Here is a 23,028-nt window from a genome sequence, read left to right on the forward strand (position 1 = left end):
CCTCGCATTCGCCCTCTTTGTGTCCTTTGCGCATTGGTAAATACGGTTAAGAGGGAATCTCAATTACTGCATAAATATGATGAGCAGACGGCTCATCCAGAAAGCTTCCAGCGGATCCCCAACTTATCGGGAATCCACACCCAGGTCAAATGGCAAACTGATTTATGCAAAAGTGTGCTGTAGCACAGATAACTTTTTGAATATATTGAAATTAAAAGGTTTTTTATAGAGTGGCTGCTAATACGGAGCGGCAGAAAGCCTGTGATCTGTCTCACTATAAGAGCCGCTCGCCAGACGTTATCTGACCTTGCTTTTTCAAAAATCTTGGCATTTTATGCTGTTTTAAGCGTGAGCAGTATTGAATGCTACTGTTTTTATCGATGACCCAGCAAACGCTGAAAAAAGAGGGGAATATCAGGAAAAATCATCAGCGGGATTATGAATGAAATATCGTTTATTTTGCTTGATTATGCAATGGATAAAAGCCTTCCGGGACGATTGATCCAGGTCATCGCCAAAGGAGACTAAAAATGGCAGGCTTTGGCCTCTTTTTAAGAGGCGGTCTATCAGATTATGCAGTTACAGAAATTAGTCAATATGTTTGGTGGGGATCTTTTACGTCGGTATGGGCAAAAGGTTCATAAGCTGACGCTTCATGGCGGTTTTAGCTGCCCTAATCGCGACGGTACCATCGGGCGTGGCGGTTGCACCTTCTGTAATGTCGCCTCTTTTGCCGATGAGGCGCAGCAGCATCATTCGATTGCCGAGCAGCTTGCGCATCAGGCGCATCTGGTGAACCGCGCTAAACGCTATCTGGCCTATTTCCAGGCCTACACCAGCACCTTTGCGGAAGTGCAGGTGCTGCGTTCCATGTATCAACAGGCGGTCAGCCAGGCCAGTATCGTCGGGTTATGTGTCGGTACGCGTCCGGATTGCGTCCCTCAGGCAGTAGTAGATTTACTGTGTGAATATAAAGATCAAGGCTACGAGGTGTGGCTGGAACTGGGATTGCAAACCGCGCACGATAAAACCCTGCGCCGAATTAACCGCGGGCATGACTTCGCCTGCTATCAGCGTACCACCCGGATTGCCCGGGAGCGCGGGCTGAAAGTGTGCGCGCATCTGATTGTGGGGCTGCCGGGAGAAGGGCAGGCAGAATGCCTGCAAACCATGGAGCGTGTGGTGAAGACGGGCGTAGACGGTATTAAACTGCATCCGCTACATATTGTGAAAGGCAGTACGATGGCCAAAGCCTGGGAAGCGGGGCGGCTGAACGGCATCGAACTGGAAGACTACACGCTAACGGCAGGTGAGATGATTCGTCATACGCCGCCGGAGATAATTTATCACCGGATTTCAGCCAGCGCTCGCCGTCCGACGCTGCTTGCCCCGCTGTGGTGTGAGAATCGCTGGACGGGGATGGTTGAGCTGGACAAATACCTGAATGAGCATGGCGTACAGGGCTCTGCGCTGGCCCGTCCCTGGATACCACCTGTAGCGTAGCGTGATGAGGGGCGCTACGCATATTTCGCACAATATTCAACGCGGTTCCCATAATTGGGTATTATGTGCGAAGTTGTGGTGAAGGAATCCTCTATGAAGCAAATTCGTATGCTGGCGCAATACTATGTCGACCTGATGATGAAATTGGGTCTGGTGCGCTTTTCCATGCTCCTGGCGTTGGCATTGGTGGTGCTGGCGATTGTCGTGCAGATGGCGGTGACCATGGTGCTGCATGGTCAGGTTGAAAGTATCGACGTTATTCGTTCCATCTTTTTTGGCCTGTTAATTACGCCCTGGGCGGTCTATTTCTTATCCGTTGTTGTTGAACAACTGGAAGAGTCAAGGCAGCGACTGTCGCGTCTGGTGCAAAAGCTGGAGGAGATGCGCGAGCGCGATCTCAAGCTTAACGTACAGTTGAAGGACAATATTGCCCAGCTTAATCAGGAAATTGCCGATCGCGAAAAAGCGGAAGCGGAGCTGCAAGAGACATTTGAACAGCTAAAAGTAGAAATTAAAGAGCGTGAAGAGGCGCAAATCCAGCTAGAACAGCAATCCTCTTTTCTGCGCTCCTTTCTGGACGCCTCGCCGGATTTGGTTTTTTATCGTAATGAGGATAAAGAATTTTCCGGCTGTAACCGCGCAATGGAATTGCTAACCGGCAAGAGCGAAAAACAGCTGGTGCATTTGAAGCCGGAAGATGTGTACTCTCCCGAAGCGGCGGAGAAAGTCATTGAAACCGACGAAAAAGTATTCCGCCATAACGTCTCCCTGACCTACGAACAGTGGCTGGATTACCCCGACGGACGAAAGGCCTGCTTTGAAATTCGTAAAGTGCCTTATTACGACCGTGTCGGTAAACGTCATGGTCTGATGGGATTTGGTCGTGATATTACCGAACGTAAGCGTTATCAGGACGCGCTGGAACGCGCCAGCCGCGACAAGACCACATTTATCTCTACCATCAGTCATGAGCTGCGCACCCCGCTTAACGGCATCGTCGGTTTAAGTCGCATCCTGCTGGATACCGATCTCACCGTCGAACAGGAAAAATACCTTAAGACAATCCATGTCTCCGCCGTGACGTTAGGCAATATTTTCAATGATATCATTGATATGGATAAGATGGAGCGGCGTAAGGTTCAGCTTGATAACCAACCGGTTGATTTCACCAGCTTTATGGCCGATCTGGAAAACCTTTCCGGTTTGCAGGCGCAGCAAAAAGGGCTACGTTTTGTGCTTGAGCCGACGCTGCCGCTGCCGCACAAAGTCATTACCGACGGAACGCGTCTGCGCCAGATTTTATGGAATTTGATCAGCAATGCGGTGAAGTTTACTCAGCAGGGCCAGGTGACGGTGCGGGCGCGCTATGATGAAGGCGACATGCTGCACTTTGAAGTGGAAGATTCCGGGATCGGCATTCCGCAGGATGAGCAGGATAAAATTTTCGCCATGTATTATCAGGTGAAAGACAGTCATGGCGGTAAGCCGGCGACGGGTACCGGTATCGGGCTGGCGGTCTCCCGTCGGCTGGCGAAAAATATGGGCGGCGATATTACCGTTTCCAGTCTGCCGGGCAAAGGATCGACCTTTACGCTAACGGTCCATGCGCCAGCGGTGGCGGAAGAGGTGGAGGACGCCTTTGATGAAGACGACATGCCGCTGCCCGCGCTGCATGTTCTGCTGGTCGAAGATATTGAACTGAACGTGATTGTGGCGCGTTCAGTACTGGAAAAACTGGGTAACAGCGTGGATGTCGCGATGACCGGCAAGGCGGCGCTGGAGATGTTCGCGCCGGGCGAATATGACCTGGTCTTACTGGATATTCAGCTACCGGATATGACGGGGCTGGATATTGCCAGAGAACTGACCCGTCGCCACACGCGGGAAGATTTACCGCCGCTGGTAGCGCTTACGGCTAACGTTCTGAAAGATAAAAAAGAGTATCTGGACGCCGGTATGGACGATGTGCTGAGTAAGCCGCTGTCAGTGCCGGCCTTAACCGCGATGATTAAAAAATTCTGGGATGCCACCGATAAAGAGGAGAGTACCGTGACGCCTGAAGAGAGCGATAAAGCGCAAGCGCTGCTGGATATCCCGATGCTGGAACAATACATCGAGTTGGTTGGGCCTAAATTGATCACCGACGGCCTCGCGGTGTTTGAAAAAATGATGCCTGGCTATTTAAGCGTGCTGGAGTCCAATCTGACGGCGCGTGACAAAAAAGGCGTCGTTGAGGAAGGGCATAAGATTAAAGGCGCCGCCGGTTCGGTAGGGCTGCGTCATCTGCAACAGCTTGGCCAGCAAATCCAGTCGCCGGATCTTCCCGCCTGGGAAGATAATGTCGCGGAATGGATTGAAGAGATGAAGCAGGAGTGGCAGCACGATGTCGCGGTGCTGAAAGCCTGGGTGGCAAACGCGGAAAAAAAATGACCCCGGTTTGACCGGGGTGCGCGAATACTGCGCCAACACCAGGGAAATCGTGGCTGCGCCGTGCTTATTATGATGATGTCAAAGGCGCAGTCCTGTTTTCAGGCCGCACGCAGTTAAGATAGCAAATCCTAAATGATTTGTTACATGAATCATTTAAATGTGTGAAGCGTAGCATTTTAATCAAAATTATTAATGGGCTTGAGTCGGTTGCAGGAGGATGTTCACCATGAAAAAAATTGGCGTAGTGCTCAGCGGATGCGGCGTCTATGACGGCGCCGAAATTCATGAGGCCGTTCTGACGCTGTTGGCCATTGCCCGCAGCGGCGCGCAGGCTGTCTGCTTCGCGCCGGATAAACCACAAGCGGATGTTATTAATCACCTGACCGGCGAAGCGATGGCGGAAACGCGTAACGTCCTGATTGAGGCGGCGCGTATTACGCGGGGCGATATTCGTCCCCTGTCCCAGGCTCAGCCAGAGGAGCTGGATGCGCTCATTGTGCCTGGCGGTTTCGGCGCGGCGAAGAACCTGAGTAATTTCGCCAGCCAGGGGAGCGAATGCCGGGTGGATAGCGATGTCGTCGCGCTGGCGAAGGCCATGCACCAGTCCGGCAAGCCGCTGGGATTCATCTGTATCGCGCCCGCAATGTTGCCGAAAATCTTTGACTTCCCGCTACGTCTGACAATAGGGACGGATATTGATACCGCTGAAGTACTTGAAGAGATGGGGGCCGAACACGTACCTTGCCCGGTTGATGATATCGTTGTGGACGAGGATAACAAGGTCGTGACCACCCCTGCCTATATGCTGGCGCAGGATATCGCCCAGGCGGCAAGCGGCATTGATAAATTAGTGTCGCGCGTGCTGGTTCTGGCGGAATGAGCAAACGACGCATCGCGCCGTTAAGGTTTTTGCGCCGTCTACTTTTACGTATCCTTGCTGCGCTCGCCGTCTTTTGGGGCGGCGGCATTGCGCTGTTTAGCGTGGTTCCGGTGCCTTTTTCGGCGGTGATGGCGGAACGGCAGATTAGCGCCTGGCTGAGTGGAGAGTTCGGTTATGTGGCGCATTCTGACTGGGTCAGTATGGCGGATATCTCGCCGTGGATGGGGCTGGCGGTAATTGCGGCGGAAGACCAGAAGTTCCCTGAGCACTGGGGCTTTGATGTTCCGGCGATTGAAAAAGCGCTGGCGCATAATGAGCGGAATGAGAGCCGTATTCGCGGCGCCTCTACGCTTTCGCAGCAAACGGCGAAAAATCTCTTTTTATGGGATGGACGCAGTTGGGTGCGCAAAGGTCTGGAGGCTGGGCTAACGCTGGGCATTGAAACTGTCTGGAGCAAAAAGCGCATCCTCACGGTTTATCTGAATATCGCGGAGTTTGGCGATGGTATTTTTGGCGTGGAGGCTGCGGCACAACGGTATTTTCATAAACCTGCCAGCCGCTTAAATATGTCCGAAGCCGCGTTGCTGGCGGCCGTGCTGCCTAACCCGATTCGCTATAAGGCGAATGCGCCTTCCGGCTATGTGCGTAGCCGGCAGGCGTGGATTATGCGCCAGATGCGCCAACTGGGCGGGGAATCTTTTATGACGCGCAACCAGCTTAATTAATTTTGTCGAATGGCGGCGCGAACGCCTTATCCGGCCTGCGATCTGTGTCGTCCAGGCCTGATAAGCACAGGCCATTAAGCTTCGTGAGAAGTAAGCGCCAGCCGTTTCTTGTCTTTTGGCTGCGCGTCCCTCTCCAGGGCAACGGCCAGTGCAGGCTGGGCGATAAACCGCTGCCACACTCTCTCCAGTTTGCGTTCACAGCACCATGTTGACCAGGTCGCCAGCGGGATAAAGGTACTTTCCCCCAGATTGTCGCAAACCACCGGAACCACTTCTGACTCGCTGATACGCTGGCACAGGATGTTTTGCGGCTTCAGCGACATCGTCACAATATGGTTATCCAGCAGGTAACGTTTCAGTTTTTTCAGTAGCCGCCGCAGGACAGCGACATCCTCTTCATAACGACATTGCGCGGCGAACTCGGTCAGGGTAATAGAGGGCGCGCCGTTGAAATCGGTAATCATGTCGTAGACATAGCCGGTGCCGCAATCGGTTTCTACCGTGCCGTAATAACGGGGGATAGCGCTCCAGTCCGTCAGGTAGCGGGACAGATGCGCATAGTAGTTCAGTTCACGCCGAATCTCTTTATCACCGCCGTGGTTACGGTTGTAAATGACTTTTATGCAACGCCGGGCATTATCCGGATGCGTATAGCATTTACGATGTCGACCGGTGCCCAGCGGAGTCTGTTTGGATAAGAAGATCATGGCAAGTCCTGGAAAAATTTATTCACATAAATTTAGTATGGACAAAGAACTTAAACAAAACCTAAACGAAATTTTTTAAGGTTTTCTTAATGTTTTTATGCATAGGTAAAGCGCACGAAATGTACAAATCTTACGAAAGGGTGGGGCTGCGGGACAAGTGGCAGGCAGGCGTAACACGCCCGGTTTTGGGGTGACTGTCATCAAATACCGGGACGGCGTTGGGGGAAAATAGGGTATAGAGGGGGAGGTTTAGTCTTCGTCAAAGCCGGAATTGAACAGCGCGATAACCGCCGCCAGCGCTTCAACTTCTTGCGGGCCGGTGGCTTCAATTTCGATCTGACGCCCTTTGGCGGAGTCGAGCATTAACAGAGCGATGACGCTATTTGCTTCCGCTTCGGTGCCTTCGTCATTGCGTAATAGCACCTCGGCGTCAAAACCCTGCATCAGTTCGAAAAGCTTCATGGCAGGCCGGGCATGCATGCCCAGCTTATTGGTGACTTCAACAGTTTGCTTTACGGTCATGTTTTGCGTTTTTCCAGCGTGCGATGGCGAGACTGGACATTTTTACCGCGCGAGCGGAAGTAGTCTGCCAGCTGTTCTGCAATATACACCGAACGGTGTTTCCCGCCGGTACAACCGATAGCGACGGTAAGGTAGCTGCGGTTGTTGGTCTCCAGCATCGGTAACCATAGCTCAAGATAGCTGCGAGTCTGATAGATAAAATTGTGAACTTCTGTGTGTCGGTCAAGAAACGCGGCTACCGGCTTATCAAGCCCGGTCATGGGGCGCAGTTTTGGATCCCAGTGCGGGTTGGGCAGAAAGCGGACATCAAACACATAGTCCGCATCAATCGGGATACCATGTTTAAAGCCGAAGGACTCAAATACCATCGTCAGTTCGCGCTCGCGTTTGCCCAACAGCCGGGTACGCAGCATCTCCGCCAGCTCATGGACGGACATTTCTGAAGTGTCGACGATCAGATCCGCACGTGAGCGTAACGGCTCCAGCAAGTCACTCTCTTTATCGATCGCACTCTCTAAAGAAAGGTTTTTGCTGGAAAGCGGATGCAAACGGCGCGTGTCGCTGTAGCGGCGAATCAAGGTATTGCGGTCGGCATCAAGAAACAGCAATTGCGGCGAGAAAGCGCCAGGCAGATTATTCATCGCCTGTTCAAAAATCTCAGGTGATTCAGGCATATTGCGCACATCAATGCTGACGGCGGCGGAAATCTGGCGATCGGCCAGCGTTCGCGCCAGATCGGGCAACAGCACGACGGGGAGGTTATCCACGCAGTAAAATCCCATATCTTCCAGCGCGCGCAGAGCGACAGATTTACCTGATCCGGAACGCCCGCTGACGATCATCAGTACCATGTACCGTTTCTCCTCACAACGACAGAAAGAAATGCCATTGAGTTGTTATGCCTCATTCTGCTCACCTTCGGTGTCAGTAATGATTTGATACAGCTCTTCATCATTCAGCGCCGCGCGCAGGCGGCGGCAGATCGTTTTATCCGCCAGACGTTTCGCCACCAGCGACAGCGTGTGCAGATGCGTTTTAGTTTGATCGGCGGGCACCAGCAGGGCGAAGAGGAGATCGACCGGCTGGTTATCGATGGCGTCGAACGCGATCGGCGTTTCGAGCTGAACGAACACGCCGACGGCGCGTAAGGTATCTTCTTCCAGTTTCCCGTGCGGGATGGCGATACCATTACCAATACCGGTACTGCCCATTTTTTCGCGTGTCAGAATGGCTTCAAACACGACCTGAGGAGGTAAACTGAGCTGTTTTGCCGCCAGTTCGCTGATGATTTCCAGCGCGCGTTTCTTACTCTGACAATGAACGCCGCTACGCGTACACTCCTGGTTAAGTACACTGCTCAGTTGTAGAGTCGTATCGTTATTTATCATAATTTCACCTAAGAACCTGTCCTGTCAGGTTGATGGCCAGGTTCGGAGCGCTAACTGTACAAATGGCCCGTTGTGTCACACAACAGGCCGTCCTGCACTGGCTAACTGCCCGGACAATTAGTGTTGTTTCAGTTTATCTTTATGCCTGGTTAACTGCCTTGCCAGTTTATCAATCAAGCCGTCAATGGCGGCATACATATCCTGGCCTTCCGCGCTGGCGTGAATTTCGCCGCCGTTAACGTGTAGCGTCGCATCCGAGATATGCGTGACCTTCTCCACTTTCAACACCACGTATACCTGATTAATCCGCTCAAAATACTGTTCAAGTTTGGCGAATTTCGTCGTCACAAATTCACGCAGGGCTTCAGTAATTTCGACATTATGTCCGGTGATATTGAGCTGCATAGTGTCTTCCTTATCGGTTGGGTCAAACCAGCTGTTTGCGTTGGTTTGACGGCGGAATGGATAAAGACTCTCGGTACTTCGCAACAGTGCGGCGCGCCACCATGATACCTTGTTCTGACAGCAGAGAGGTTAACTTGCTGTCGCTCAGTGGTTTCGCGGGGTTTTCCGCCGCAATTAACTTCTTCACCAGCGCGCGAATCGCGGTGGAAGAGGCTTCGCCTCCGCCTTCGGTATTGACGTGGCTGGAAAAGAAATATTTGAGTTCAAAAATACCGCGCGGGCTGTGCAAATACTTCTGCGTGGTCACGCGGGATATGGTGGATTCGTGCATCTCGACGGCCTGGGCGATATCCGCCAGTACCATCGGTTTCATATATTCTTCGCCCTGTTCAAAAAAGGCTTGCTGTTGCTCGACGATGCAGCGACTGACACGCAGCAGCGTGTCGTTGCGGCTTTCAAGGCTTTTTATCAGCCACTTCGCATCCTGTAAATTACTGCGGATGAACTGGCTGTCGGCATCGTTGCGCGCGCTGTTGCACATGGCGGCATAGTGCTGGTTAATCTGTAAACGGGGAATACTGTCGCTATTAAGCTCCACCGTCCAGCGACCGTTATGCTTGCGTACCAGCACATCCGGGATAACGTACTCCGGCTCACCGGTCTGGATCGATTGACCGGGTCTGGGATCGAGCGACTGAATCAGGTTTACCGCCTCTTTCAGCACCTCTTCTTTTAGTCGGGTAACGCGCATCAACGTGCGGAAATCGTGGTTGGCCAGCAGATCAAGGTGATCGCAGATAATAAGCCGCGCCTCTTCCAGCCACGGCGTGGATTTGTCGAATTGTGAAAGCTGGATCAGCAGACAGTCGCGAAGATCTTTTGCCGCGACGCCTACCGGATCAAAACGCTGAATGCGCTTCAGAACGGCTTCAACCTCATCGAGATCCACCTCTACATCGCCCATGCTTTCGCGAATTTCGTCCAGGGATACGGTGAGATAACCGGTATCATCTACCGCGTCGACAATGGATGTCGCAATAGCGCGATCGGTGTCCGAGAAGGGCGTTAGCTCAACCTGCCACATCAGATAATCCTGCAACGACTGCGTCGTTTCGCCCTGATAGACGGGCAGCTCATCGTCGATATAATCGCCGCTGGGGCCGGACGGCGTCCCGGCGGTGTAAATTTCATCCCAACTGGCGTCAAGCGGCAGCTCTTCCGGCATCTCTTTTTGTTCGAGCGCGTCGGCGGTATCGAGAGGATCGTTATCCTGAGGTTGCTGAGTGTCGATTTCGTCATGAAGATCGGTTTGCTCAAGCAGCGGGTTATTTTCCAGCGCTTGCTGGAGTTCCTGCTGAAGTTCCAGCGTAGACAACTGCAACAGACGGATGGCCTGTTGTAGCTGAGGCGTCATCGCCAGTTGTTGGCTAAGCCTGAGTTGCAAACCTTGCTTCATATTCAGAGTCGTTTTCTCCCGCTAGAGCAGCATAGCCCTCTACCCTATCAGAGTCTGAAGTCTTCCCCAAGATATACACGCTTAACGTGTTCGTCTTGCAGGATTTCTGTCGGCGTACCGTGGGCAATAAGGTGGCCCTGGCTCACGATATAGGCGCGTTCACAGACTGCCAGCGTCTCACGGACGTTATGGTCGGTGATCAGCACGCCGAGCCCGCTATCGCGCAGATGCTCGATAATGCGTTTGATGTCGATAACGGAAATCGGGTCAACGCCGGCAAACGGTTCATCCAGCAGGATAAATTTGGGATTAGCGGCCAACGCGCGGGCTATTTCTACACGACGGCGTTCACCACCGGACAGCGCCTGTCCCATACTGTCGCGCAGATGCTCAATATGAAACTCTTCCATCAGCTCGTTGGCGCGGTCTTCTCGCTGTTCTGCGGTCAAATCGTCACGAATTTGCAGTACCGCCATCAGGTTATCAAATACGCTGAGACGGCGGAAAATAGAGGCTTCCTGCGGCAAATAGCCGATACCGCGGCGCGCGCGCGCGTGCAGCGGCAGCAGACTGATATCTTCATCATCAATGATGATATTGCCCGCGTCACGCGGCACGATACCGACGACCATATAAAAGGTGGTGGTTTTACCCGCGCCGTTTGGACCGAGCAGCCCGACAATCTCCCCGGAGTTAACGGTCAGACTGACATCTTCCACTACGCGACGGCCTTTATAGGCCTTCGCCAGATTCTTTGCAGTTAATGTTGCCATAACGAATTAGTTACTCTTCTTTTGCGCCGGAGTCTGGCCTTTGTTTTTGTCTTGCAACTGCGACGGCACCAGAACGGTGGTGACGCGTTTGCCTTTCTCGCTGAAGGCCTGCATTTTCTGCTCTTTCACCAGGTAGGTGATTTTGTCGCCGGTAATGTTGCTGTCAAGCTGCTCCAGATAAGCGTTGCCGGTCAGCACCACAAAATCTTTCGCCAGCTCGTAATGCATATGGGAAGCGTGGCCTTTCACCGGCTTACCGTTGTCCTGCATCTGGTAGAAGGTGGCCGGATTGCCGTAACCGTCGATCACCTCTTTCCCCTGTTCGCCGCCAGGGCGGGTAACCACGACTTTATCGGCGTTGATCTTAATCGTGCCCTGGGTCATCACCACGTTGCCCGTAAAGGTCACGACGTTGCCTTGCATATCCAGCGACTGTTGATCCGAGTCAATATGAATAGGCTGTTCGGTATCGCCCGTGACGGCGAAAGCCGGAATGCTGGCGGCCAGCAGCGAGCCGGCAAGCATAAGATTAAGGCTGAGTTTGTTTGTTTTGAATTTCATAAGAGGTTCTAACCTTTTCAATCAGCTCGGCGTTCTTGCTGCGTAAGTTACCGCGCATTTTCAGTCCGCTGGAGTTAAATGTTGTGCCGTATAACGTCACCAGATCGTTCGAGGTAACATCCTGCGTCACCAGATTAATCTGCGCGTTATCGGTGGTAATTCTGCGTAATTGAGCGTCAGGCACCAGGGCGTTGACTTCAACATGGCCATACAGATAGAGCATCCGATCGTTAGTCAATTTGGCTTTATCGGCCTTGATCGACCATGTCGGCACTTTATCCTTATCAAAGGTGGTTAATACCGGTTGCGTAAACCATGAGACCGCCTGATCGGAAAAATATTCAACGTGCTGCGCGATCAGACGATAGCTCAACGCGCCTTCCGGACTGTACACGACGGTATCCGTATGCTCGCTTTTATACGTGGGATCGTTGCTGTTGACCATCACGGCAGCAGGATCGTCTTTATCCGCCAGATTGATACCAATCAGTACCAGAATGGCCAGCGACAGTAGAATGATAACCCAACGTCTGGTTTTACTCATATCGATTGCCCTTTGGCCTCATCCAGCTTGCCCTGCGCCAGCAGCAGCAAATCGCACACCTCACGTACCGCGCCGCGCCCGCCGGCAATGTGCGTCACATAGTCAGCGCGGGGGATCAGCAGCGGATGCGCATCCGCAACGGCAACGCTTAACCCCACTTTTTCCATCACTGGCCAGTCAATCAGATCATCGCCGACATAGGCAACATTTTCCGGCGCAATGGCCAGTTTTTCCAGCAGATCGCTAAAGGCGATCAGCTTATTCGACTGTCCCTGATAAAGATGGACAATCCCCAGCGTGGCGCAGCGATCTTCTACAAGTTTAGCCTTTCGTCCGGTAATAATGGCAACCTCGATATTGGAGGTCAAAGCACAGCGAATACCATAGCCGTCACGAACGTTGAAAGCCTTCAGCTCTTCGCCGTTATTGCCCATATAAATCAGGCCGTCAGACAATACGCCATCCACGTCCAGGATGAGCAGGCGGATATTCTCCGCTTTGGTCATGACATGGGTGCTGACGGGGCCATAACAGGTCGCAAGCGACGCACCTGCTTTACTCATCGTTAATTATCCTTGAGTTTCTACACGACGCCTGCACGCAGGAGATCATGCATATGTAACACACCGAGTAACTGGTCGCCATCAGCAACCAGTACGGAGGTGATATGGCGGGACTGCATTAAATTCAGCGCATCGACAGCGAGAATACCGGGACGCACGCGAATGCCCCCTGGCGTCATCACCTCGGCGATCCCCAACTGGCGCATATCGCCGCCCATATCGAACACGCGACGTAAATCGCCGTCGGTGAAGATACCGTCGATCTTCATGGATTCATCGCAAATGACGGTCATACCGAGATTTTTACGCGTAATTTCTAACAGCGCATCACGCAGGGTGGCATGTTTATTAACATGCGGGATCTCATCACCAGTATGCATAATATCGCTTACGCGCAGCAGTAGCTTACGTCCCAGCGCGCCGCCAGGATGTGACAGAGCGAAATCCTCGGCGGTAAAGCCGCGCGCTTTTAACAATGCCACGGCGAGCGCGTCGCCCATCACCAGCGTTGCGGTGGTACTACTGGTAGGCGCCAGTCCTAACGGACACGCTTCTTTGGGCACTTTAACACACAGATGCACATCTGCCGCACGCGCCATGCTGCTTTCCGGTCGCCCGGTAATGCAAATTAACGGCACGTGCAGCCGTTTAAGCACCGGTATTAGCGCCGCGATCTCGCTGGATTCGCCGGAGTTGGAGATAGCGATAACCACATCCTGCGGCGTAACCATCCCCAAATCGCCGTGCGCGGCTTCGCCCGGATGTACAAAAAAGGAAGAGGTGCCGGTACTGGCGAACGTGGCGGCCATTTTCCGTCCGATATGGCCGGATTTCCCCATCCCCATGACCACCACTTTTCCGGTGCAGTTGAACATTTTTTCACAGGCCAGCGTGAAATGCTGGTTGATATATTGATCAAGCTCCGCCAGGCCTTCACGTTCAATTTCCAGGACCTCTTTGCCTGCCTGCTGAAAGTCAAACCCCGGTTGCAACGCTAAATGCGACATAATCCGTTTCCAGTTATCCAACAAGAAGTGGCGATAGCCAATAGAGCATCGCCAGCCATACGATAAACCCGCCGGTCAGCAGTATACCTGCGCCCCGACCAATCTGACGCGGATGCCGCCAGCAAAGTAAAGCGAAAACCACGCTAACCAGCAACATCACGCTATAATCACGCCCAAACGCCAGCGGGTTGATCTCTCCCGGCGCGATCAGCGCAGGCAGTCCCAGCACGATGGCGAGATTAAAAATATTGGCGCCAATGAGATTACCAACGGCAATATCATTTTCGCCTTTTCGCACGCCGGCAATCGCCGTCGCCAGCTCTGGCAGACTGGTGCCGACGGCGATGACTGTCAGACCGAGCGTTAATTCACTCATGGCGAAATAGTTCGCCAGCACCGTAGCGTTATCGATTACCATGCGCGTCGCCATCGGCATGATGACCAGCGCAATGCCCAGCCATAAGAACGCGACGGGGAGCCCGCCTTCGCGCGGCAGCTCCGCCAGTTGTTCGCGGGTGAGGCTGTCATTCCCCTGGCGTTCGGCCAGACGCGCGATTTTAACAATGAATAACAGCCATAGCACAGCCAGAAGCAGGAGAAAGATACCATCACTGCGACTTAACTGTCCGTCATGCAGTACGGAACCGGCTACCACGCTAACAAATAACATTAATGGCAATTCGCGACGTAGAACATCGGAATGCACGGTAAATGGACGAACCAGCGCCGCCAGCCCTAAGATCAGCAAAATATTGGTGATGTTAGAACCGAGCGCCGCGCCGACGGCCAAATCGAGCTGACCGTGTAGCGATGCGGCGACCGACACAATAATTTCCGGCAGCGAGGTGCCGATACTCACGACCGTCATCCCGATGATCAGCGGGGGAATACCGAATGTACGGCATAAAATAGAGGCCGCAAACACCAGACGATCGGCGCCGTAGGCCACCAGAAGCAAACCAATTATGAGTAGCGCCATCGCTAAAAGCATCTAAAGTCCTTTCTTCAGGTATACTCGCCGGTCCCCTGGAAGGGATATCTGGAAGCCGTAACGAAGTCCTAATTTTGACTTTATGCGGCTAAAAAGTAAAACGAATGCCAGCTTTCGCTAACCCTGTCAGTTAATATTCTGTAATTATGTCGAACCCATGGTTAAATTCAGCGCCATGGTTACCTCAACAAGGCAATACGAAGGATGAATCAATGGGTCAGTCTGCGGCCAATTTAGTCGATATGCGCGACGTCAGCTTTTCCCGTGGCGAACGCTGCATTTTCGATAATATTTCCCTGACGGTGCCGCGCGGGAAGATCACGGCGATCATGGGGCCGTCGGGCATCGGTAAAACCACGCTGTTGCGCCTGATTGGCGGACAGATCCCGCCGGATAAGGGCGAGATCTTATTTGATGGCGAGAATGTGCCGGCCATGTCCCGTTCGCGGCTCTACACCGTCCGCAAACGTATGAGTATGTTGTTTCAGTCGGGAGCGCTGTTTACCGACATGAACGTGTTTGACAATGTGGCCTATCCGCTACGGGAGCACACCAATTTACCCGCGCCGCTGCTAAAAAGCGTTGTGATGATGAAACTGGAAGCTGTCGGGCTGCGCGGTGCGGCAAAACTGATGCCTTCCGAGCTCTCCGGTGGGATGGCGCGTCGCGCCGCGTTGGCGCGCGCCATCGCTCTGGAACCGGATCTCATCATGTTCGATGAGCCGTTTGTCGGCCAGGACCCGATTACCATGGGCGTTCTGGTGAAGCTGATTTCAGAATTGAACAGCGCGCTGGGCGTGACCTGCGTGGTGGTCTCGCATGATGTGCCAGAGGTGCTCAGTATTGCGGATCACGCCTGGATCATGGCGGACAAAAAAATCGTCGCTCACGGTAGCGCTCAGGCGTTGCAGGAGAATACGGACCCGCGCGTGCGTCAGTTCCTTGACGGCATTGCCGACGGGCCGGTTCCGTTCCGCTATCCGGCGGGCGACTATCACCTTGATTTACTCGAAACAGGGAGTTAAGCCACTCATGCTGTTAAATGCGCTGGCAGCACTCGGACACAGCGGGATCAAAACCGTCAGGACGTTCGGGCGCGCCGGGTTAATGTTATTCAATGCGATTATCGGTAAGCCGGAGTTTCGCAAACATGCGCCGCTGCTGGTGCGCCAGCTTTATAATGTGGGCGTCTTGTCGATGCTTATCATTATTGTCTCCGGCGTATTCATCGGTATGGTGCTGGGGCTGCAAGGCTATCTGGTTCTGACTACTTACAGCGCGGAGACCAGTCTTGGCATGTTAGTGGCGCTTTCGCTGCTGCGCGAGCTGGGGCCGGTGGTCGCGGCGTTGCTGTTTGCCGGGCGGGCCGGGTCGGCGTTGACGGCGGAAATCGGCCTGATGCGGGCGACGGAGCAGCTCTCCAGTATGGAGATGATGGCGGTCGATCCATTGCGCCGGGTGATTTCGCCGCGCTTTTGGGCGGGCGTGATTTCGTTGCCGCTACTGACCATTATTTTTGTGGCGGTCGGTATCTGGGGCGGCTCGCTGGTCGGCGTAAGCTGGAAGGGAATCGACGCCGGGTTCTTCTGGTCCGCGATGCAGAATGCCGTCGACTGGCGTATGGACCTGGTGAACTGTCTGATAAAGAGCGTGGTGTTCGCCATTACGGTAACATGGATTGCGTTATTCAACGGTTATGACGCAATACCGACTTCTGCCGGGATTAGCCGGGCAACGACGCGTACCGTGGTTCACGCATCGTTGGCCGTTCTGGGGCTGGATTTTGTGCTGACCGCACTGATGTTTGGGAATTGAGTTCATGCAAACGAAAAAAAATGAAATTTGGGTAGGCGTTTTTTTGCTGGTAGCGTTGCTGGCGGCGCTGTTTGTTTGCCTGAAGGCGGCAAATGTGACCTCTATGCGCACGGAGCCGACCTATAAGGTTTATGCGACCTTCGATAACATCGGCGGTCTGAAAGTGCGTTCCCCGGTACGCATCGGCGGGGTGGTTGTCGGGCGGGTTGAAGATATCTCGCTTGATCCGAAAACATACCTGCCGCGCGTAACGCTCGACATCGAAGAGCGTTATAACCATATTCCCGATACCAGCTCGTTGAGTATTCGTACTTCCGGGCTGCTGGGGGAGCAATATCTGGCATTAAACGTCGGTTTTGAAGATCCTGAGCTGGGAACGTCTATCCTCAAAGATGGGAGTACGATTCAGGACACCAAGTCTGCAATGGTGCTGGAAGATATGATTGGCCAGTTCCTTTATAACAGCAAAGGCGACGACAATAAGAATTCTGGCGATGCGCCAGCCGCAACGGAAGGCCATACTGAAGCCACAACGCCCGCGGGCGAAACGAAATAATCTCAGGAGAATTGAGGCATGTTTAAACGACTGATGATGGTGGCCCTGCTGGTCATTGCGCCATTAAGCGCAGCAACGGCAGCGGATCAGAGCAATCCTTATAAACTGATGAACGAGGCGGCGCAGAAAACTTTTGATCGCCTAAAAAACGAACAGCCGAAAATTCGTGCCAATCCGGATTACCTGCGCGACGTTGTTGATCAGGAACTTCTGCCGTACGTGCAGGTAAAATATGCCGGCGCGCTGGTGCTGGGCCGCTACTACAAAGAGGCGACCCCGGCGCAGCGTGAAGCCTATTTTGCAGCGTTTCGCGAATACCTGAAACAGGCCTACGGTCAGGCGCTGGCGATGTACCACGGCCAGACTTACCAGATAGCGCCTGAGCAACCGCTGGGCGATGCGACCATTGTGCCTATCCGTGTAACGATTATCGATCCCAACGGTCGTCCGCCGGTACGCCTGGATTTCCAGTGGCGCAAAAACACTCAGACCGGCAACTGGCAGGCGTATGACATGATTGCGGAAGGCGTCAGCATGATCACTACCAAGCAAAATGAGTGGAGCGATCTGCTGCGTACTAAAGGCATTGACGGCCTGACCGCACAACTGAAATCTATCTCTCAACAGAAAATTACTTTGGACGAGAAACAGTAATGACGCCGCAACTCACCTGGACGCGTGAGGCGGACACTCTGGTGCTGGCGGGAGAGCTGGATCAGGACGTGTTGGCGCCGCTATGGGACGCGCGCGTAGAAGCGATGAATGGCGTTACCCGTATCGACCTGAGCCAGATCTCCAGGGTGGATACAGGGGGACTGGCGCTGCTGGCGCACCTTGTGAACCAGGCAAAAAAGCAGGGCAATGCCGTGTCGCTGTCTGGCGTTAACGACAAGGTTTACGCGCTGGCGCAATTATATAACTTGCCCGAAGACGTACTTCCCCGTATGTAATGAATGCCGGATGGTTTATCCGGCCTACACTTCGCATGATCCCCGTAGGCCGGATAAGTTGCGTTAGCAGCACCATCCGGCACTTTTACCGCGCTGATTTATCAGCGTAATCTTTTGCTTATTTAAGACGGCGCGACTTTGCTCTAAGATGTTGGGCTGTTTTCACTATTTGACGAATAAAGAACCCATGGAAAATCATGAAATTCAGAGTGTGCTGATGAATGCCCTCTCCCTCCAGGAAGTCCACGTCTCCGGCGATGGCAGTCACTTTCAGGTTATTGCCGTGGGCGAGATGTTTGACGGCATGAGCCGGGTCAAGAAACAGCAAACGGTCTATGGGCCGCTAATGGAGTACATTGCGGACAACCGTATCCATGCCGTATCGATCAAAGCATATACCCCGGCGGAATGGGCGCGCGATCGTAAACTTAACGGATTTTAAGCTACGGGTAACCTGCCGGTAGCGGAGATGAATGCTTAACTGAGAATACAATAATGGATAAATTTCGTGTACAGGGGCCAACGACGCTCCAGGGCGAAGTCACAATTTCCGGCGCCAAAAACGCCGCGCTGCCGATCCTGTTCGCCGCTCTGCTGGCAGAAGAACCGGTAGAGATCCAAAACGTTCCAAAACTGAAAGACGTGGATACGTCGATGAAGCTCCTGAGCCAATTAGGTGCGAAAGTGGAACGCAATGGATCGGTACACATTGACGCCAGCCAGGTGAACGTGTTCTGCGCGCCTTATGATCTGGTTAAGACCATGCGCGCCTCGATATGGGCGCTGGGGCCGCTGGTTGCCCGTTTTGGTCAGGGACAAGTCTCTCTGCCGGGGGGCTGTACTATCGGCGCGCGTCCGGTTGATCTGCATATTACCGGTCTGGAACAACTGGGTGCGACCATCAAGCTGGAAGAGGGCTACGTAAAGGCCTCCGTCGAAGGACGTCTTAAAGGGGCGCATATCGTGATGGATAAGGTCAGCGTCGGCGCGACCGTCACCATTATGTGCGCCGCTACGCTGGCGGAAGGGACGACCATCATTGAAAACGCCGCGCGCGAGCCGGAAATTGTCGACACCGCTAACTTCCTGGTTACGCTGGGGGCGAAGATCGCCGGGCAGGGCACCGATCGTATTACGATCGAGGGCGTAGAGCGTCTGGGCGGTGGCGTTTATCGTGTGCTGCCGGATCGTATCGAAACGGGGACTTTCCTGGTGGCGGCAGCGATCTCTCGCGGCAAAATCCTCTGCCGTAACGCGCAACCGGACACTCTGGACGCGGTACTGGCGAAACTGCGCGATGCTGGCGCGGATATCGAAGTGGGCGAGGACTGGATTAGTCTGGACATGCACGGCAAACGACCGAAGGCGGTCAATGTCCGTACCGCGCCGCACCCGGCATTCCCGACCGATATGCAGGCGCAGTTCACGTTGCTGAACCTGGTGGCGGAAGGGACGGGCTTTATCACTGAAACCGTCTTTGAAAACCGTTTTATGCACGTGCCTGAACTCAGCCGCATGGGCGCGCGTGCGGAAATTGAAAGCAATACCGTCATATGCCATGGCGTAGAAACGCTCTCTGGCGCCCAGGTCATGGCGACAGATCTGCGGGCATCTGCGAGCCTGGTGCTGGCGGGCTGTATTGCGGAAGGCACGACGATTGTGGATCGCATTTATCACATCGATCGCGGTTATGAGCGCATCGAAGACAAACTGCGCGCGCTAGGCGCGAATATTGAACGCGTGAAAGGCGAATAACCTTCTGTACGCTGAATAACCCCCGCGAACGCGATGCGGGGGTTGTTTTACAGGCACTTACTCTACATTCTGTTTGTTTTTATTACGCGCTCTCATAAGCCGCGTTCTGTCGATAAACTCATGCGTGCGCGGATCGTGATAACGCGATGGCCAAATAACCCAGGGTTCCGTTCCCAATGCTTTCGCGATAATCAACTCTCCTTTCGGCCACGGGCGCGTTAATGCATTGGCCAGCGTGGATGAACTCAATCCATTCCGGCGTGACTCAGCGGCCATTGAAGTCCCTTTTTTACGTAGTCCGGCAATGATATCGGCCGGATGCCAGTCAATAAGCTTGCTTTCCATACATCCATCACTCCTTAGGTTAATCACTTACGGTTTTAACAACCCGACGACGTTCGATACTATAACGCTTCGTGAAGGAATGTTCTAAAAAGTTCATGTAAGTGTCGGCAATATTCAGAATATGCCAGGGGAAGTCCTGGGTGAGTATGTGAAAGACAGGCGATAGGGTATCTGGAGTTTATTAGAACTTAATGGGATATCCCGCGCAGTGCGCGGGATAAGAGAACGGCATTAACGATCGCGCTGCACCGCGATGTGTGCGAGACCGATTAGCGCCTCACGCCATGGAGTATCCGGCAATATCTGCAACGCGGATATCGCTTTGTCGGCTTCTTCTTCCGCTCGCTGACGCGTCCATTCCAGCGAGCCGCAGGTGGTCATCGCTTCCAGAACCGGTTCCAGAAGATGACGACCATTACCTTGTTCAATAGCGGTACGGATCATCGCTGACTGTTCTGGCGTACCGTGGCGCATGGCGTGAAGCAACGGTAAGGTGGGTTTGCCCTCATTGAGGTCATCACCCACATTTTTACCGAGATGCTCGCCGTCGGCGCTGTAATCCAGCAGATCGTCAATGAGCTGGAAAGCCGTACCAAGGTAGCGGCCATAGTCCTGCAACCCTTTCTCTTGCTCAGGCGTACAACCGGCAAGAATACCGGAGCACTGGGCGGCGGCTTCGAACAGACGGGCCGTTTTACTGTAAATCACCCGCATGTAATTTTCTTCGGTAATGTCCGGGTCATTCACGTTCATCAATTGCAGCACTTCGCCTTCTGCAATCACGTTGACCGCTTCCGACATCACTTCCAGCACTTTTAACGAGCCGAGGCTGGTCATCATCTGGAAGGCGCGGGTATAGATAAAGTCGCCGACCAGCACGCTGGCGGCATTACCGAAGGCGGCATTTGCCGTTGCCTTGCCGCGACGCATATCGGATTCATCCACCACATCATCATGCAGCAGCGTCGCCGTGTGGATAAACTCGATCAGAGCGGCGATAGTCACGTGCGCGTTACCCTGATAACCCACCGCACGCGCGGCAAGAACGGCAATCATCGGACGAATGCGTTTCCCGCCGCCGCTAATAATGTAATATCCTAGCTGATTAATCAGTTGAACGTCGGAATTAAGCTGTTCAAGGATTGTCGCATTGACACCCGCCATATCTTGCGCGGTTAACTCGTTGATTTTTTCTAAATTCATCGCAAAAGCCGGGCTTATCGCCCCGATTATCCCATGTCTGAATGAGGTAACGTAGGGTTTATGGTTAGAAATATACCCTGATTGTACTGAAAAAACGCCGCAGATAAACGTTACCGTATGCGTTGTGTTTTTTTTCTTCATGTATTGATGGTAGCACTTGTCAAAGCCGTGCAATTTGCGTAATATTCGCGCCCTATTGTGAATATTTATAGCGCGCTCTGAATCATTGAAAGGTGTGCGCGGAAGCGGAGTTTTTTATGTACGCGGTTTTCCAAAGTGGTGGTAAACAACACCGAGTAAGCGAAGGTCAGACCGTTCGCCTGGAAAAGCTGGACATCGCAACTGGCGAAACTATCGAGTTCGCTGAAGTTCTGATGGTCGCAAACGGTGAAGAAGTCAAAATCGGCGTTCCTTTCGTTGATGGCGGCGTAATCAAAGCTGAAGTTGTTGCCCACGGTCGTGGCGAGAAAGTTAAAATCGTTAAGTTTCGTCGCCGTAAACACTACCGTAAGCAGCAGGGCCATCGTCAGTGGTTCACTGATGTGAAAATTACCGGCATCAGCGCTTAAGATTAGGGGAGCAGATTAAATGGCACATAAAAAGGCTGGCGGCTCGACTCGTAACGGTCGCGATTCTGAAGCTAAACGTCTGGGCGTAAAACGCTTTGGCGGTGAAGCAGTTCTGGCAGGCAGCATCATCGTTCGTCAACGTGGTACTAAATTCCACGCTGGCACCAACGTTGGTTGCGGTCGTGACCACACTCTGTTTGCTAAAGCAGACGGTAAAGTGAAATTCGAAGTTAAAGGCCCGAAAAACCGTAAATACATCAGCATCGTTGCTGAGTAAGTTTTTTGTGGTCCGGTAACGGATGAAAGCCCCGCACCTGTTGCGGGGCTTTTTACATTCGATGGCCGACTAAAATATACCCGTGTGGCTGTGCGAATGCCGTTAACGGGTCTTTGCAGGGAACACGGCATGAAGCAGCAGGCAGGCATTGGCATTCTTTTAGCGCTCACTACCGCGATGTGCTGGGGAGCGTTGCCAATAGCAATGAAGCAAGTGCTGGAGGTGATGGAGCCTTCAACCATTGTCTTCTACCGCTTCTTAATGGCCAGTATTGGCCTCGGGGCGATACTGGCAGTAAAAAGAAAGCTGCCGCCGCTGCGTATTTTTCGTAAGCCGCGCTGGTTGGTGTTATTAGCGATAGCGACCTGCGGACTGTTCGGTAATTTCATTTTGTTCAGTTCTTCCCTGCAATATTTAAGCCCAACCGCGTCGCAGGTTATCGGCCAGCTCTCGCCGGTTGGCATGATGGTCGCCAGCGTCTTTATTCTGAAAGAAAAGATGCGCGGTACGCAGGTGATTGGCGCGCTGATGTTATTGAGCGGGCTGGTGATGTTTTTTAACACCAGTCTGATCGAGATTTTTACCCGACTGACCGACTACACCTGGGGCGTTATTTTTGGCGTAGGCGCGGCGATGGTGTGGGTGAGCTATGGCGTGGCGCAAAAAGTATTATTGCGACGTCTGGCCTCGCAGCAGATCCTGTTTTTACTGTACACTTTATGTACGATAGCGCTCTTGCCGCTGGCAAAACCGATGGTGATAGCGCAACTGAGCGACTGGCAGCTCGCCTGTTTGATTTTCTGCGGGCTAAATACGCTGGTAGGATATGGCGCCCTGGCGGAAGCGATGGCGCGTTGGCAGGCGGCGCAGGTGAGTGCGATAATCACGCTTACACCGCTATTTACCCTGCTGTTTTCAGATCTTTTATCTATGGCCTGGCCCGATTTCTTCGCCAGACCGATGTTAAACCTTTTAGGTTATCTCGGTGCGTTTGTCGTGGTTGCGGGCGCGATGTATTCCGCCATTGGTCATCGTATTTGGGGCGGTTTACGCAAGCATGAAACGGTGGTTTCGCAACCCCGCTCAGGCGAATGATTTACGGA

Annotated in this window: 28 protein-coding genes; 14 read left to right on the forward strand and 14 right to left on the reverse strand. The window is 53.2% G+C overall.

Going from position 1 to position 23,028, the window contains the following annotated elements:
• Positions 1–573: 573 nt before the first annotated feature.
• The 4 genes from mnmL (at position 574) to mtgA (ending at position 5,538) form a co-directional block, all read left to right on the forward strand.
• Positions 574–1,503: a tRNA modification radical SAM protein MnmL/YtqA gene (gene mnmL / locus OLG56_RS02510; RefSeq protein WP_023214003.1), complete on the forward strand. Its 930-nt coding sequence runs from the start codon at positions 574–576 to the stop codon at positions 1,501–1,503.
• Between the two features lie 93 nt (positions 1,504–1,596).
• Positions 1,597–3,933 (forward strand): aerobic respiration two-component sensor histidine kinase ArcB, encoded by a 2,337-nt coding sequence (arcB, locus tag OLG56_RS02515; protein ID WP_000809826.1) that lies wholly within the window; start codon positions 1,597–1,599, stop codon positions 3,931–3,933.
• A gap of 226 nt (positions 3,934–4,159) precedes the next feature.
• Positions 4,160–4,813 (forward strand): isoprenoid biosynthesis glyoxalase ElbB, encoded by a 654-nt coding sequence (gene elbB / locus OLG56_RS02520; RefSeq protein ID WP_000719811.1) that lies wholly within the window; start codon positions 4,160–4,162, stop codon positions 4,811–4,813.
• On the forward strand, positions 4,810–5,538 hold the full coding sequence (mtgA, locus tag OLG56_RS02525; RefSeq protein WP_023214442.1) for a monofunctional biosynthetic peptidoglycan transglycosylase: 729 nt from the start codon (positions 4,810–4,812) through the stop codon (positions 5,536–5,538). The genes elbB and mtgA overlap by 4 nt, the downstream gene beginning before the upstream one ends.
• Before the next feature lie 74 nt (positions 5,539–5,612).
• Here mtgA and yrbL read toward each other — a convergent pair whose 3' ends face one another.
• The 12 genes from yrbL to OLG56_RS02585 all read right to left on the reverse strand — a co-directional run bounded on the left by yrbL (position 5,613) and on the right by OLG56_RS02585 (position 14,455).
• The gene (gene yrbL, locus OLG56_RS02530; protein WP_000576805.1) at positions 5,613–6,245 is read right to left on the reverse strand and encodes a PhoP regulatory network protein YrbL; all 633 of its coding nucleotides are present in this window, start codon (positions 6,243–6,245) and stop codon (positions 5,613–5,615) included.
• A gap of 249 nt (positions 6,246–6,494) precedes the next feature.
• Complete coding sequence (gene npr, locus OLG56_RS02535) at positions 6,495–6,767, reverse strand: PTS phosphocarrier protein NPr (RefSeq protein WP_000216797.1); 273 nt, start codon at positions 6,765–6,767, stop codon at positions 6,495–6,497.
• Positions 6,764–7,618 carry an RNase adapter RapZ gene (gene rapZ, locus OLG56_RS02540; protein WP_000243749.1) on the reverse strand — a complete coding sequence of 285 codons (855 nt, stop codon included), beginning with the start codon at positions 7,616–7,618 and terminating at the stop codon, positions 6,764–6,766. Before rapZ ends, npr begins: the two co-directional genes overlap by 4 nt.
• A 45-nt stretch (positions 7,619–7,663) precedes the next feature.
• Positions 7,664–8,155 (reverse strand): PTS IIA-like nitrogen regulatory protein PtsN, encoded by a 492-nt coding sequence (gene ptsN / locus OLG56_RS02545; protein ID WP_000609332.1) that lies wholly within the window; start codon positions 8,153–8,155, stop codon positions 7,664–7,666.
• 117 nt (positions 8,156–8,272) lie between these two features.
• A complete protein-coding gene (gene hpf / locus OLG56_RS02550) occupies positions 8,273–8,560 on the reverse strand; it encodes a ribosome hibernation promoting factor (protein ID WP_001176589.1) in 288 nt (95 codons plus the stop codon).
• Between the two features lie 22 nt (positions 8,561–8,582).
• On the reverse strand, positions 8,583–10,016 hold the full coding sequence (gene rpoN / locus OLG56_RS02555; RefSeq protein WP_000809020.1) for an RNA polymerase factor sigma-54: 1,434 nt from the start codon (positions 10,014–10,016) through the stop codon (positions 8,583–8,585).
• A gap of 47 nt (positions 10,017–10,063) precedes the next feature.
• Positions 10,064–10,789 (reverse strand): LPS export ABC transporter ATP-binding protein, encoded by a 726-nt coding sequence (gene lptB, locus OLG56_RS02560; protein ID WP_000224104.1) that lies wholly within the window; start codon positions 10,787–10,789, stop codon positions 10,064–10,066.
• 6 nt (positions 10,790–10,795) lie between these two features.
• Positions 10,796–11,350: a lipopolysaccharide ABC transporter substrate-binding protein LptA gene (gene lptA, locus OLG56_RS02565; RefSeq protein WP_000669770.1), complete on the reverse strand. Its 555-nt coding sequence runs from the start codon at positions 11,348–11,350 to the stop codon at positions 10,796–10,798.
• A complete protein-coding gene (gene lptC / locus OLG56_RS02570) occupies positions 11,319–11,894 on the reverse strand; it encodes an LPS export ABC transporter periplasmic protein LptC (protein WP_000047845.1) in 576 nt (191 codons plus the stop codon). Before lptC ends, lptA begins: the two co-directional genes overlap by 32 nt.
• Positions 11,891–12,457: a 3-deoxy-manno-octulosonate-8-phosphatase KdsC gene (gene kdsC / locus OLG56_RS02575; protein WP_000030029.1), complete on the reverse strand. Its 567-nt coding sequence runs from the start codon at positions 12,455–12,457 to the stop codon at positions 11,891–11,893. The genes lptC and kdsC overlap by 4 nt, the downstream gene beginning before the upstream one ends.
• Before the next feature lie 20 nt (positions 12,458–12,477).
• Positions 12,478–13,464 (reverse strand): arabinose-5-phosphate isomerase KdsD, encoded by a 987-nt coding sequence (gene kdsD / locus OLG56_RS02580; RefSeq protein WP_000018617.1) that lies wholly within the window; start codon positions 13,462–13,464, stop codon positions 12,478–12,480.
• A gap of 13 nt (positions 13,465–13,477) precedes the next feature.
• Positions 13,478–14,455: a calcium/sodium antiporter gene (locus OLG56_RS02585; protein WP_000922742.1), complete on the reverse strand. Its 978-nt coding sequence runs from the start codon at positions 14,453–14,455 to the stop codon at positions 13,478–13,480.
• Between the two features lie 212 nt (positions 14,456–14,667).
• On the opposite strand from OLG56_RS02585, the gene mlaF reads away from it, so the two are divergent.
• The 7 genes from mlaF (at position 14,668) to murA (ending at position 19,531) form a co-directional block, all read left to right on the forward strand.
• The gene (gene mlaF, locus OLG56_RS02590) at positions 14,668–15,480 is read left to right on the forward strand and encodes a phospholipid ABC transporter ATP-binding protein MlaF (protein WP_000531566.1); all 813 of its coding nucleotides are present in this window, start codon (positions 14,668–14,670) and stop codon (positions 15,478–15,480) included.
• Positions 15,481–15,487: 7 nt separating this feature from the next.
• On the forward strand, positions 15,488–16,270 hold the full coding sequence (mlaE, locus tag OLG56_RS02595; protein ID WP_000925786.1) for a lipid asymmetry maintenance ABC transporter permease subunit MlaE: 783 nt from the start codon (positions 15,488–15,490) through the stop codon (positions 16,268–16,270).
• A gap of 4 nt (positions 16,271–16,274) precedes the next feature.
• Positions 16,275–16,826 (forward strand): outer membrane lipid asymmetry maintenance protein MlaD, encoded by a 552-nt coding sequence (mlaD, locus tag OLG56_RS02600; protein ID WP_001193591.1) that lies wholly within the window; start codon positions 16,275–16,277, stop codon positions 16,824–16,826.
• Positions 16,827–16,844: 18 nt separating this feature from the next.
• Positions 16,845–17,480 (forward strand): phospholipid-binding protein MlaC, encoded by a 636-nt coding sequence (gene mlaC, locus OLG56_RS02605; protein ID WP_000476475.1) that lies wholly within the window; start codon positions 16,845–16,847, stop codon positions 17,478–17,480.
• Positions 17,480–17,776, forward strand: coding sequence for a lipid asymmetry maintenance protein MlaB (gene mlaB / locus OLG56_RS02610; protein WP_000188843.1), 297 nt, complete (start codon positions 17,480–17,482; stop codon positions 17,774–17,776). Before mlaC ends, mlaB begins: the two co-directional genes overlap by 1 nt.
• 187 nt (positions 17,777–17,963) lie before the next feature.
• On the forward strand, positions 17,964–18,218 hold the full coding sequence (ibaG, locus tag OLG56_RS02615; RefSeq protein WP_001518349.1) for a BolA family iron metabolism protein IbaG: 255 nt from the start codon (positions 17,964–17,966) through the stop codon (positions 18,216–18,218).
• Positions 18,219–18,271: 53 nt separating this feature from the next.
• Positions 18,272–19,531, forward strand: coding sequence for a UDP-N-acetylglucosamine 1-carboxyvinyltransferase (murA, locus tag OLG56_RS02620; RefSeq protein WP_000357288.1), 1,260 nt, complete (start codon positions 18,272–18,274; stop codon positions 19,529–19,531).
• Positions 19,532–19,588: 57 nt separating this feature from the next.
• Here murA and sfsB read toward each other — a convergent pair whose 3' ends face one another.
• Both sfsB and ispB read right to left on the reverse strand, forming a co-directional pair.
• Entirely contained in the window at positions 19,589–19,876 is a 288-nt protein-coding gene (gene sfsB, locus OLG56_RS02625) for a DNA-binding transcriptional regulator SfsB (protein WP_000444168.1), read from the reverse strand.
• A 231-nt stretch (positions 19,877–20,107) separates the two neighbouring features.
• Positions 20,108–21,079 (reverse strand): octaprenyl diphosphate synthase, encoded by a 972-nt coding sequence (ispB, locus tag OLG56_RS02630; RefSeq protein ID WP_001047354.1) that lies wholly within the window; start codon positions 21,077–21,079, stop codon positions 20,108–20,110.
• Positions 21,080–21,336: 257 nt separating this feature from the next.
• Here ispB and rplU point away from each other — a divergent pair, with 257 nt between their 5' ends.
• From rplU to OLG56_RS02645, 3 genes are all read left to right on the forward strand, one after another.
• A complete protein-coding gene (gene rplU, locus OLG56_RS02635; RefSeq protein WP_000271398.1) occupies positions 21,337–21,648 on the forward strand; it encodes a 50S ribosomal protein L21 in 312 nt (103 codons plus the stop codon).
• A gap of 19 nt (positions 21,649–21,667) precedes the next feature.
• Positions 21,668–21,925, forward strand: coding sequence for a 50S ribosomal protein L27 (rpmA, locus tag OLG56_RS02640; protein WP_000940593.1), 258 nt, complete (start codon positions 21,668–21,670; stop codon positions 21,923–21,925).
• A 129-nt stretch (positions 21,926–22,054) separates the two neighbouring features.
• A complete protein-coding gene (locus tag OLG56_RS02645) occupies positions 22,055–23,020 on the forward strand; it encodes a DMT family transporter (protein ID WP_000813052.1) in 966 nt (321 codons plus the stop codon).
• Positions 23,021–23,028 lie beyond the last annotated feature (8 nt).

Origin of the sequence: Salmonella sp. 2018103, assembly GCF_026247685.1 — a bacterium.
Taxonomy (GTDB): domain Bacteria; phylum Pseudomonadota; class Gammaproteobacteria; order Enterobacterales; family Enterobacteriaceae; genus Salmonella; species Salmonella enterica.